This is a genomic window from Parabacteroides sp. AF17-28 (genome assembly GCF_003479205.1).
Taxonomy (GTDB): domain Bacteria; phylum Bacteroidota; class Bacteroidia; order Bacteroidales; family Tannerellaceae; genus Parabacteroides; species Parabacteroides acidifaciens.
In genome coordinates this window covers 210781-223442 of record NZ_QUGV01000001.1, presented here as the reverse complement: position 1 = coordinate 223442, position 12662 = coordinate 210781, and the positions used below count along the sequence as shown (strand labels likewise).

Below are 12662 nucleotides of genomic sequence, written 5' to 3'. Positions count from 1 at the left end.
GTGTGGAATCCGTAAAAATGGTCGAAGAATCAGTAATCTGTATAGCGGCTATCAACTTGAAAGTATCTAATTTTGCATTATCTGGAGACTGACGGAGAACTATCTTTCGTCTGTCGAAATGATATTCTCAAAAAATGTCCGAAAATTAGATAGAAAATGAAAAAGAACATTCTGATCATCTTATCGCTTATGGTAGCATCATTCCATTTATCGGCGCAGGTAGTAAATACCGACAAGATGCTTGTGCGTATTTCCGAAATTGAGGTCTATTCACAATATCTCGATGAATACCTGCAATATGCTCGTACGGTAGGTGTAACATCCGTTTGTGAGGAACCGGGGGTAATTTGTATTTACCCGATGCAGTTAAAACGGGATTCTTGCCAGATACGCATACTTGAAATTTATGCCTCGGACGAAGCGTACAAACATCACATTAAGACCGCCCATTTTCAGAAATACAAGACCGAAACGTTACACATGGTCAAATCACTTGATTTAGTAGATATGGATGCGCTCGCTCCTGCAACGATGCTACAGATATTTAAGAAAATGCACAAGTAAATAATAAACAAATGAAATATGGGGATGTGTCAAAAGTCCTATTTATAGCGCCTGTGTCCTGGCGGGCTTGACCCGCCATCTCATCCTAATCGCTGTAAATCAGTTTAGTATGAGGTTGCGGGTCAAGCCCGCAATGACACGCTAAAACGTTAAAACATACTTTTGACACATCCGTGAGAACTGTCGTTTTTACTGGACTTCCATTACCGGAAATCATTCAATCTCCAACTCTATCTTTTGCAAAGCCTTGTCATCTGATGAACCGCCGTACAGGATTTGGTATTTTCCCGGGCGGACTTCCATTGTTTGCGTATTGTCATTAAAAGAATAGAAGGCTTTCGGAGACAAATCGATGTTGACTTCCTGCGTGTTTCCGGCTTTTACGTTGACGCGGGCGAATGCTTTCAGCGCCTTGATCGGTCCTTCCGGATCGTTCGGGTTCTTGATGTAAATCTGTGCCACTTCGTCGCCATCCATTTTACCGGTGTTGGCAATGTCGAATGTAAGCGTCACAGACTGGTCTTTCGTGATCTTGCCGGAGGAGAGCTTTGCATTCCGATAGGCAAAATTGGTGTAGCTCAAACCGTATCCGAACGGATAAAGCGGCGTTTGCGTCATGTAACGATACGTACGTCCTTTCATGCTGTAATCCTGGAAGTCCGGCAACTGGTCAATCGATTTATAGAACGTGATTGGCAGACGGCCTGACGGATTGTAGTCGCCAAACAGAATGTCGGCTACGGCTGTCCCTGCTTCCTGTCCGCCGTACCAGGCATTCAGGATTGCGTCGATATTGGCATCTTCCCAGTTCAAGGCCAGTGCGCTACCGGTACAAAGCACATAGACAACCGGCTTGCCTGTCGCTTTCAGGGCTTTTACCATTTCCTGCTGTACTTTCGGGATTTCAATATTGGTACGGTCGCCTTTCTTGAATCCTTCTACGTTGACCGGCATTTCTTCACCTTCCAGGCGCGGAGAGATACCGCCGGCAAAGACGATCACATCGGCATCTTTCACTTTGGCAGCTGTAGCAGCGTAGTTGACCGCCTGGCGCGTTCCGATCTCGAAGTTGAGGTCTGCGCTGCCTATACGCTGCATGTATTCGATTTTGACAGGATATTTCTTGCCCTTTTCGGCATTCAGTATGTAAGTCTTTTCGCCTCCGTATTCGTTTTCCCACATTTCAGCGACCTTCTCTTCTCCGATGAAGAGGCGGAAAGCGTCGTTACCGGAGATTTTGATTTCGACCGCTTCGGTTTCCGGAGCCTCAAATTCGCCGGTGAAACGGGCGGTGAAATTTGTCAGGTTGACATTCGGGGCAAACTGCGTGTTGCCTCCGGTGGTGTAATGCAGCCGGCTTGCCGTTCCTTTATAAACCGGTTCGCCTTCAAAATCCGTGTTGTTAAAGAATTCGGCGGCAAAACCCTGTCCGGCAGGAGAGGTAATGTTGCTTTCCAGATTTTTCATAACGAAATCGGCAGCATGGTTACAGCCCAATTCGTAGATCACTTCTGCACCGGGTACTTTCCGGCGGATGCCTTCCAGTATGGTCACGGTATGGCTTGGGAAACCGTTGTAGTTAGCCCAAAGCATCGTCGAGTCGGCCGCATTCGGACCTACGACTGCAATCTTTTTGATCGCTTTGCTGAGCGGTAGCGTGTTGTTCTTGTTTTTTAGCAGCACCATACTTTTGTGCGCCATTTCGAGCGCTTGTGCCACGTGTTCGGGACTTTCCACCACGCTGTACGGGATTTGGGCGTATGGAACCCGTTCGTCCGGGTCGAACATACCCAGTTCGAAACGGCCTTTCAGCAGGCGGCGGAGTGAAACATCCAGGTCCTTTTCCGTGATTTTGCCGTCTTTCAACGCTTTGATCAGTGCCCGGTAGCTGTTTCCGCATTCCAGGTCTGTCCCGCTCAATACGGCGTCGGTCGAAGCACTTTCGGCATCCGGATGTGTCTCGTGGCGAGGTGTGTTTTTGTCCCGTTGCCAGAAATCGTTGATGGCGCCGCAGTCGGAGAGGATGATGTGTTCATATCCCCAACTGTTGCGCAGGATGTCGATCAGCAGTTTATCGCTGCTGCAGCAAGGTTTGCCGGCATAGCGGTTGTAGGCACACATGACTTCCTGTACGTTTCCCTCTTTGACCAATGCTTCGAATGCCGGCAGATAGGTTTGCCACAGGTCGCGCGGAGTAACTGTCACGTCAAATTCGTGGCGGTTCCATTCCGGTCCGCTGTGGACGGCATAATGTTTGGCACAGGCGTGTGTCTTGAAATATTTCGGATCGTCGCCCTGCAAGCCTTTGACAACGGCAACGCCCATACGTTCAGTCAGGTACGGGTCCTCTCCGTATGTCTCCATGCCCCGGCCCCAGCGGGGATCGCGGAAGATATTGATATTCGGTGTCCAGAAAGTCAAACCTTTATAGCGGTCATACTCTTTGTCTTTCTGGTATTGGTGATATTTGGCACGAGCTTCGTCGCTCACCATCGTGAACGTTTCATGCAAGGCTTCGTCATCGAAAGTGGCCGCCATCGCGATGGCCTGCGGGAAAACAGTAGCCCGTCCGGCGCGTGCAACGCCATGCAAGGCTTCATTCCACCAATCGTATTTCGGGATGCCGAGACGTTCGATAGCCGGTGTGGAGTTCATCATTTGTCCGACCTTCTCTTCGGCAGTCAGACGTTTTAAGAGGTCGTCTATACGCTCGTCGACAGGGAGGTCGGGGTTACGGAACGGGTAATCTTGTTGTCTTTCGCTACAAGAAACAGACAGCAATATTGTCAGTGCTGCCGCCGCCAGATGTTTCATTCTCATGTTATTAAATTTTAGATATTGTATGATTTACGTTATATCTTATTGTAAGATGTTTGTTATTAGATGTTTATTGCGACAAAATATCACCACAAAGCTAATGGTTTGCTTGTATTTCTTCAAGAAGAATTACTTAAAATAGGTTACTTCGTCCGTTATTTTTGCAAATGTCCTATTTTTGTAACGTTGAATAATAAAAAGAAAGAGAGATGAAGAAGTTATTATGTATGCTTTTAGTAGCTGTCGGGCTTATGTCCTGTGGGGATGATGACAAACCGTATATTCCGGAATTAAACAAGCTGACAAATGTGTCTTGTACGAAGAATGGCACAACTTTTTTCACGGCGGAAATTACATACAAACAGGACCAGCAAATCAGCCGTATTATATTGAATCAGGAAGGACACCAGTTTACTGATAATTATATTATTGTGGACAAAACGATTTCCGTTAACGGTGTAAAGATGGAGAACGGTTCCTTGACGAATCCGTTTGTCCATACGGTTTATACGTTGAAAGGAAATGTGATTGCCCGAAAGGAAGAAATGGCTGAGAATAAATATATGAGTAATACGGCATATACGGCAATCGATAATAGTTATGTCTATGAACGGAATTGGCTGAAATCGGTTTCGCAGGTTATCCAGTGGCCGAATGAGAATGGTTCGGGATACCAGACAAGGGATTTGGGCGAGGTCGATCGTTATACGTGGGAGGGCGGCAATGCTGTTCATTATGCTTATCTGCCACAGCAAGAGATTACCTATGAATATGGTTCCCAGATGCGTCCGGCCAATTTCCCGTTCCGGGTGATCAATACCTTCCAGCCGGTCGGCTTCGATGTCGTTTCTCCTGTCAACCTGATGTACGGGCTGATGAATCAGAATTTGCCTGCCCGTGCATATTGGTATAATGTGTCCGAAGCGGCGGATGTTTGTGCCGAATATACGTTCCGCTACACAATGTCCAGTGATTATATCACAGGTATGACAATCGAAGAAAAGATCAACCCTGTAAACGGGGTTGAAGCCGAGAGCAATACATACGAATACACGTTCACCTATAATTTTGTAGCGGAACAGAAATAAAAGCGTGTTTATTTCAATAAGTCCGGGCGCAGCCGGGCAGTCCGTTCCTGGGCTTGCTGGAGGCGCCATTCCTCAATCTTGCGCTGATGGCCGGAAAGAAGCACTTCCGGCACTTTCCATCCGTTGTAATCGGCCGGCCGGGTGTAGACCGGCGGCGCCAGCAAATTGTCTTGGAAAGAGTCGGAGAGGGCGCTCTGTTCGTCGCCGATCACTCCGGGAATGAGGCGTACGACCGCATCCGTAATAATGGCGGCAGCCAGTTCGCCTCCGGTCAGGACATAATCGCCGACTGATATTTCCTTAGTGATCAGATGTTCACGGATGCGGTAGTCGATTCCTTTATAATGCCCGCACAGGATAATCAGGTTGTTCAATAGCGACATGCCGTTGGCCATCGGCTGGTTGAATGTTTCCCCGTCCGGCGAGGTATAAATCACTTCGTCATATTCACGTTCGCTTTTCAAGGCCGAGATTGCCCGGTCGATCGGTTCGATCTGCATCACCATGCCGGCTTCGCCGCCGAAAGGGTAATCGTCCACACGCCGCCATTTGTCGGTGGTATAGTCCCGGAGGTTATGTAAATGTATTTCTGCCAGGCCCTTATCTTGTGCCCGTTTGACAATGGAGCAATTCACCATGCCCTCGATCATCTCTGGAAGTACGGTCAGTATGTCTATACGCATAAAACTATATTTCTGATTTTTCGTACAAAGGTAGGGTTTAATTGTCAATTGTCAATTGTCCGTTCTTTATAAAAACAGACTCACACTTGGCTATACCCTATTTTATACCTATATTGCCTACCATTTAAAAACATATATTTATACTATGAGAACATTCCCTCTTGCAATTCTTATTTTTACCCTAACCAGTTGTTCGGGTGCTAAAAAAGATTCTTCTGCACAGCTGGATGCCGGGAAAGAGATATCAGAAACGGTTACTCTGCCGGCTGTTCCCGTTTGGTATGAAGGAGAAAAGCCTATCATCTTTAATGTGGAAGAGGATTATCCGGAAACCAATATCCGCCTGAGCGATCTCTCGGATGCATTGTATATTCCCTTGGAAACCAACGATACTACACTTCTGAAACAACTTGGAACCTGTGAGGGTAACGAGTATTTGCTGACAGATGACCTCATCTATGTAGAAGAAGCGCAAACAGCCATTTATGTATTCAAGAGAAACGGCAGCCTGGTTCGGAAAATCGACCACAGAGGCGGAGGACCGGGTGAATACAGTTATATAAGCAGTTATGCTGTCGACACTCTCCGGAAAGAAATATTTGTTCAGGATGCCAACTTAAAGAAAGGGTGTACATATGTCTACGATCTGGAAGGAAATTTCAAACGAACCTTCCTCAACAAAGCGAAAGAGATCGCGATCCTCAACGATTCGCTCTTGCTCAATTATTTCAGATATAATCCGGGAGGCCCGCGCTACTCGGTTATTCGCAAAGAAGATGGAAGTACGGTAAAGAAATTACCGATCCGTTTCCCTACCTCGCTGCCTCAAGATAGTTATGGGCGCTTGGCCTACGGAAGTCTGGTAAAGAGTCCAAAAGGTGTCTTTATGGCTAATTTGGGTAATGATACGGTTTTTGAGATCCGGAAAGATTTGCAAGTTATCCCGCGTATCATTGATCAAAGTAAATACCCCACCACTTTCGCCCAGGTGCATCCGACGATTGAAACCGAGCGTTACTTGATGTTCTATATTCTGCGTTGCCATTCGTATAAGCCATATGTAGACGAACATTTCTACATCTACGACAAGAAAGAGAACCAGATATATAAAATGACCGACTATCCGGGCAATTCATACTGGAGGCTGATGGATGATTATCCGCACATAAACAACTGGGTAACGACACAAAACAGTAATGTTGCCGTGCGTACCCGTCAGGTCTACGCGTTGCAGGAAGCCGAAGGCAAACATGGCGACGCGGAACTGAAGAAACTGATCGAAACACTTGATGACGATGCGAATCCTGTCTTACAGGTTATGCAGTTTCATTCGGTGGATCAGATACCCATGGGAATCTGATTGCATGGGCATGGAATTTTGGATGGATGGGCATGGAAACTATGTAGGGGCGGTTCGCGAACCGCCCTCCGTGTCAACAAATGCAGTACTTCATGGGTTTATAGTGCCGTAAAGGAATGAATAACCCGGCAGATAGAATGAACGATGCGGGATGTGTGCCTCTTCCGTACCTACCCGCTATTCATGTTACAGCCGTGAAACAAAAGAAATCCAACTGTAACATAGAAGGAAGACAGTTGTGACATGAAAAGAATACAACCGTAACATGCAATAGAGGATCGGTGTTTATCCGTTATTGATTCACTATTTACCAAATATGAGCTATAAATGATGATTTACCAGTTTAGGATAAAACATGTTTCTTTGCGATCCCGCACAACAATCCGGCTGAATTGAATCGGACAGTGGAACATAATAGAGCCCCGATCGAATTAATAGAGTTTGAGGATGGGACTTTTAAATAATTATTTGTATTTTTGCCCGTCAATTTGGCGGCACTATGCGGGCCGTCTCTTTACTGAATAAATTTTAAAGCGATGAATATATCTTACAACTGGCTGAAAGATTATCTTGATTTTGATTTACAGCCTGATGAAGTAGCAGCAGCACTTACCTCGATCGGTCTGGAAACCGGTGGAGTAGAAGAAGTTCAAACCATTAAAGGCGGACTGGAAGGACTTGTGATCGGTGAAGTTCTTACCTGTGAAGAACACCCTAATTCCGACCACCTGCACATCACGACCGTGAATGTAGGCGGCGCAGAACCCCTGCAGATTGTTTGCGGCGCTCCGAATGTGGCAGCCGGACAGAAAGTGGTTGTGGCTGTGAACGGTACTAAATTGTATGATGGCGACGAGTGTTTTACGATAAAGCGTTCCAAGATTCGCGGTGTCGAATCGAACGGGATGATCTGTGCCGAGGATGAAATCGGTATCGGAACGGATCACGCCGGTATCATCGTGTTGCCGGCCGATGCGGTAGTAGGAACTCCGGCTAAGGAATATTATAATGTAAAGAGCGACTATGTGCTGGAAGTAGATATCACACCGAACCGTGTGGATGCCACTTCTCATTTCGGTGTTGCCCGCGACTTGGCTGCCTATCTGAAGCAGAACGGCAAGCCGGCCTCCCTGAAACGTCCGGATGTGGATGCTTTCAAGATCGATGATCCGACTCCGGCTATCGAAGTCGTTGTCGAGAATACGGAAGCCTGCCTGCGCTATTCGGGCATAACGATTAAGGGTGTGACCGTGAAGGAAAGCCCCGAATGGTTGCAGAATCGTTTGAAGGTAATCGGCCTGCGTCCTATTAATAATGTAGTAGATGTTACAAACTATATCCTGCATGGCGTAGGACAACCGCTGCACTCTTTCGACGCAGATAAGGTCAAGGGAAACAAAGTTGTGGTAAGATCGGCAACGGAAGGTTCCAAATTCGTGACACTCGACGGCGTAGAACGTACGCTGACCGACCGCGACCTGATGATCTGCAACGCCGAGGAACCGATGTGTATCGCCGGTGTATTCGGCGGACTCGATTCCGGTGTGACGGAACAGACAAAGAATGTATTCCTGGAATCTGCAACTTTCCATCCGACTTGGATTCGTAAGACAGCCCGTCGTTTCGGCTTGAATACGGATGCCTCTTTCCGCTATGAACGCGGTTTGGACGCTAACCAGACTGTCGACATTATGAAACGCGCCGCCCTGTTGATTCAGGAAGTGGCCGGCGGAACGATCACGGGTCCGATCCAGGATATCTATCCGGCTCCGGTAGCCCCGTATCGTGTGGAACTGTCTTATGACAAGGTGAACACGCTGATCGGCAAGGTTATTCCTGCAGAGACGGTTAAGAGCATTCTGGCAAGCCTGGAAATGGAGATTGTTTCCGAAACAGCGGAAGGATTGGTGATCGATGTCCCGGTTTACCGTATCGACGTACAGCGCGATGTGGATGTGATCGAAGATATCCTCCGTATCTACGGATATAATAATGTGGAATTCAGCGAAAACGTAAAGTCTAACCTGAGCTATCAGACTCCGACCGACCGTAGTTACAAATTGCAGAATCTGATCTCCGAACAGCTTTGCGGCTGCGGGTTCAATGAGATCCTGAATAACTCGCTGACTCGTTCTGCTTACTATGATAACTTGTCTACTTATCCGGTGTCTCATTGCGTGATGCTGATGAACCCGTTGAGTGCTGACCTGAACGGTATGCGCCAGACGTTGCTGTTCGGCGGCTTGGAAAGTATCGAGCACAATGCGAAACGCAAAAACGGCAATATCCGCTTCTTTGAATTCGGTAATTGCTACGATTACAATATTGACAATAAGAAGGAAGGCGAAACGCTGGCCGAATTTACGGAAGATTACCGTCTGGGCCTGTGGGTGAGCGGTAGCCGCGTAGATAACAGCTGGGCGCATCCGAACGAAAAATCGTCCGTGTACGAACTGAAAGCCTATGTGGAAAATATCCTGGTTCGCCTGGGTGTCAACCTGCAGAAGGTTATCTTCGGAAATCTGTCTAACGACATATATGCAGCCGGTCTGAGCATCACGACTGCTTCCGGCCGCCAGTTGGGTACAATGGGTATCGTGAGTCCGAAGATCTGCAAGGAACTGGATATCGACACGGAAGTCTATTATGCCGAACTGTCGTGGACACTGCTGATGAAGGAGACGAAGAAGAGCAAAGTCACTTTCTCGGAAATCTCCAAGTTCCCGGCCGTAAAACGTGACCTCGCCCTGTTGCTGGATAAGAAAGTCCAGTTTGCAGAAGTCGAGAAGATCGCAACCGACAGTGACCGTAAACTGCTGAAAGGTGTCGAGCTGTTCGATGTTTACGAAGGCAAGAACCTCCCGGCAGGCAAGAAATCCTATGCTGTCAGCTTCTATCTGCAAGATGAAGGAAAGACTTTGAATGATAAACAGATTGATGCGATCATGAAAAAGATCCAGACAAACCTGGAACAGAAGTTAGGAGCACAATTGAGATAATAATTCATAAATCAAAATTTATAATTCAATAAAATATGGGAAGAGCGTTTGAGTTCCGTAAAGCAAGAAAGTTTAAGCGTTGGGGCAATATGGCCCGTGTATTTACCAAGTTGGGTAAAGAAATCACGATAGCAGCTAAAGCAGGCGGTCCGGATCCTGAGAACAACCCTCATTTGCGTGCATTGATGCAGAACGCAAAGAAGGAGAACATGCCGAAGGAAAATGTGGAACGTGCCATCAAGCGTGCTGTAGAAAAGGATTTCTCCGGTTATAAGGAAATGAACTACGAAGGATACGGTCCTCACGGTATCGCTATCTTTGTGGAAACGGCAACAGACAATACGACCCGTACGGTTGCCAATGTCCGTAGCTATTTCAACAAACACGGCGGTTCGTTAGGTACGAGCGGTAGCCTTGAATTTCTGTTCGACCACAAGTGCGTGTTCCATATCGTTAAGAAAGAAGATATGTCGCTTGAAGACCTGGAGCTGGAACTGATCGACTACGGCGTGGATGAGCTGGACGAAGACGAAGGCGAAGTAATCATCTACGGTGAATTTGCCCAGAACTCCGCTATTCAGAAATATCTGGAAGAAAACGGTTTTGAAATCACCAGCAGCGAATTTGTCCGCATCCCGAACGATCTGAAAGAAGTCACAGCCGAACAGCGCGAAGGAATCGAGAAATTGATCGAAAAGCTGGAAGAAGATGACGACGTCCAGAACGTGTTCCACAATATGAAGGAAGACGCGAGCGAAGACGAAGAGTAATATACAGGGGGAGGCAAAAGCCTCCCTTTTTTATGCTTTCAATTTAACGATGAAAACCACCGGGTTATCGCCGGTCTTGCGATCCGGAAATGCCTTTTTTACCTCCTCACTGCTTTTGTAGAAACAATAAGAATTGCTATAGACGTCCATGGCCTGTAGTTCCCGTACTTTGCCGGTTCCGTAGAAGTTGTCTACCAATCCTCCCTGCACATTGTAAGCGCGGCTTTTCTGTTGGTCGTAACAGAATGTATAACACTTATCCTCGTCGTTCGGGTTGTAGTGGGTGGAAACCAGGAAACGGCTGCTTATGCGTATCGGGAGGATGGATGAATAACCGTCCGTAATATCCAGTTTGTTCCGGCTGATCAGGTAGAGCGTGTCTTGCAATAGTTCGTCCGGCTGAAGGGAAGGCGCCTGCACATATACCTGCCGGTTGGCAACGGCAACTTCCGGTTCCAGGGCGTGGTCGATCGTGAGGCGTCCCAGTTCGGCAACGGTCAGCTTGCGGGTCTCCACCTTGTGGAAAGCCGTGTCGAATTTATATAACCATTGCTCCATACACAATTGGTTGTTATATTCTTTTCTTAGGACGGCTCTGTTGACTGTCGTCCAGATGTGCCCGTCGTAGTAGGCCAGCTTTCCTAACGATTGTCCGGCATAATCGGCGGGCAGGTCGATTTTGCCTAAGAAATCACCATCATAATTATAATATTGTACGTGTTGTTGTCCGTCTGTAACGATCAACTGCTTGTGTACCGGGTCTATTACATAGTCGGATGCCAGAATATTGTTTTTGTAGAGAGAATTGCAATAGGTTATCTGATTGATAAACTTGCCCGAACAACTGAAATGGTAAAGTTGCTGCCGGCAGAGCAGGAACAGGTTGTCTCCGTCCCGTTTGACCAGTCTGGCATGGCTTAGTATGCAGTGCGCATTTGTTTCGAGCGGAATGGCAATCACTTCTTCTGCTACGTCAGAGAGGGAACCTGTGTTGAAACTTTGCACCGGATTAACCTGTGTGGCCAGTTTGTAGCCTTCTTTTGCGTAAATGACCAACAAAAGAAAGAGTAATATGCTGAAGGTCCGTTTCATATAATCTTGTTTAAAGTATTTTAGTTAATAACGTTTATACTTGTAATTTATTGGATTTGCGGATTCTTATTTTATCGTAAGAAATAACACAATTCGTGCGAGTTGCTGAATTTCAAGGCGAAAAAGTATGGTCGGGTGAATGCTTTTACATACTTTTGCAGCCGATTAGACTTTATTTCGAAAGACAAATACTTTAGAATATTTAGAATGAAAGGTAAAATTTTATTTCAGTCTTTAGTGCTGTGCTTGTGTTGTGCCGCTACTTCATGTGTGGATAGCAAGTACGATTTATCGGATGTCGATACGGACGATCTGGTAGTGGGAGATGAATGGGTTGCCCCGTTGGGCACGGGTACGATTGCGGTCGATGATGTAATAAAGGTATATAAAGTGCCTTCTGTACAGATCGATGCAAACGGATACTATGTAGCGCGTTATCAAGGAACGTTGCAGGTACGGAAGAATGGTTTCCGGGCGGATAACGATTATGAAGTTGTGGCTTCCAGTACGATTTCGTTGAAAGATCTGCAAGGCTTATTTGACGAAGACTTTAAATTGAGCCTCGTTGACCCGCATTTGATGTTGGAAAGCGGCTTGAACAGCGGAACATTGGATTGTCGCCTGGATATTACCGGACAGCCTGCTTCGCCGGTTTCCTTCTTTACTTTTTCGCCGTCCACTCCGGATATCTGGATTGGTCCGGATGCTTCTTCCGTAATAACCGGTTTTACATTTTGCCGGAACAAAGAGTTGCCGGATGCGATAAAAGATGTACCCGAAAACCTTGTGCTCGATTTATGGGGTAACCGTTCACAAGTAGCCCAGCTTCCCGCCGGTGCTTTGTCCGATATCCGTTATACGTTTGAGGCTCCTCTGACGCCGGCTGCCGATTTTGAAGCGGTGACAGTAGAACATGTCAAGGAGGCTTTCGACGATTCATTTGTCGATTATCTTTTTTCCGGAGGAACGGCAACCATTTACGGAACGGTTACAAATGAAATGCCTTTTGACCTGACAATCGAAATGCTGATTCTGGATGAATTTGGTGAACAATTGAATATCTCTTTCCCTTTGCAGGATGTGAAGGGAGCGAGCGGGGATATCTCTTTTGAGATTACTGCCGCAGATATGCCTAAGATGATGAATGCCCGTAATATCGATTTCAAATTACACCTGAAAGGTCGTGAAACAGCTGAAACGTTGAAAGATGGCGAGACGATCTCGATGAAGTTGAAGCTGAAGAAAACGGGAGGGATTTCTATTTGATTGATTTACTAATCTATTTGCAT

9 protein-coding genes are annotated in these 12662 nt (G+C 46.7%); 6 read left to right on the top strand and 3 right to left on the bottom strand.

Annotation, left to right across the window (positions count from 1 at the left end; genetic code table 11):
* Positions 1 to 156 precede the first annotated feature (156 nt).
* Positions 157 to 564 carry a putative quinol monooxygenase gene (locus tag DWW90_RS01010; RefSeq protein ID WP_122343658.1) on the top strand — a complete coding sequence of 136 codons (408 nt, stop codon included), beginning with the start codon at positions 157 to 159 and terminating at the stop codon, positions 562 to 564.
* Between the two features lie 213 nt (positions 565 to 777).
* On the opposite strand, the gene xyl3A is transcribed toward DWW90_RS01010, so the two are convergent.
* Positions 778 to 3384 carry a xylan 1,4-beta-xylosidase gene (gene xyl3A, locus DWW90_RS01005; RefSeq protein WP_122343657.1) on the bottom strand — a complete coding sequence of 869 codons (2607 nt, stop codon included), beginning with the start codon at positions 3382 to 3384 and terminating at the stop codon, positions 778 to 780.
* Positions 3385 to 3590: 206 nt separating this feature from the next.
* Here xyl3A and DWW90_RS01000 point away from each other — a divergent pair, with 206 nt between their 5' ends.
* Positions 3591 to 4469 (top strand): DUF5032 domain-containing protein, encoded by an 879-nt coding sequence (locus tag DWW90_RS01000; protein WP_122343656.1) that lies wholly within the window; start codon positions 3591 to 3593, stop codon positions 4467 to 4469.
* A gap of 8 nt (positions 4470 to 4477) precedes the next feature.
* On the opposite strand, the gene trmD is transcribed toward DWW90_RS01000, so the two are convergent.
* Positions 4478 to 5152 carry a tRNA (guanosine(37)-N1)-methyltransferase TrmD gene (gene trmD / locus DWW90_RS00995; RefSeq protein ID WP_115500543.1) on the bottom strand — a complete coding sequence of 225 codons (675 nt, stop codon included), beginning with the start codon at positions 5150 to 5152 and terminating at the stop codon, positions 4478 to 4480.
* Positions 5153 to 5297: 145 nt separating this feature from the next.
* Here trmD and DWW90_RS00990 point away from each other — a divergent pair, with 145 nt between their 5' ends.
* The 3 genes from DWW90_RS00990 (at position 5298) to DWW90_RS00980 (ending at position 10281) form a co-directional block, all read left to right on the top strand.
* Positions 5298 to 6512 (top strand): 6-bladed beta-propeller, encoded by a 1215-nt coding sequence (locus DWW90_RS00990; RefSeq protein WP_122343655.1) that lies wholly within the window; start codon positions 5298 to 5300, stop codon positions 6510 to 6512.
* 536 nt (positions 6513 to 7048) lie between these two features.
* Positions 7049 to 9511 carry a phenylalanine--tRNA ligase subunit beta gene (gene pheT / locus DWW90_RS00985; RefSeq protein ID WP_122343654.1) on the top strand — a complete coding sequence of 821 codons (2463 nt, stop codon included), beginning with the start codon at positions 7049 to 7051 and terminating at the stop codon, positions 9509 to 9511.
* Between the two features lie 35 nt (positions 9512 to 9546).
* A complete protein-coding gene (locus DWW90_RS00980; protein ID WP_122343653.1) occupies positions 9547 to 10281 on the top strand; it encodes a YebC/PmpR family DNA-binding transcriptional regulator in 735 nt (244 codons plus the stop codon).
* A 30-nt stretch (positions 10282 to 10311) separates the two neighbouring features.
* Here the strand turns inward: DWW90_RS00980 and DWW90_RS00975 are convergent, their stop codons facing one another.
* Entirely contained in the window at positions 10312 to 11373 is a 1062-nt protein-coding gene (locus DWW90_RS00975) for a 6-bladed beta-propeller (RefSeq protein ID WP_122343652.1), read from the bottom strand.
* 207 nt (positions 11374 to 11580) lie between these two features.
* On the opposite strand from DWW90_RS00975, the gene DWW90_RS00970 reads away from it, so the two are divergent.
* Positions 11581 to 12639 (top strand): DUF4621 domain-containing protein, encoded by a 1059-nt coding sequence (locus tag DWW90_RS00970; RefSeq protein ID WP_122343651.1) that lies wholly within the window; start codon positions 11581 to 11583, stop codon positions 12637 to 12639.
* Positions 12640 to 12662 lie beyond the last annotated feature (23 nt).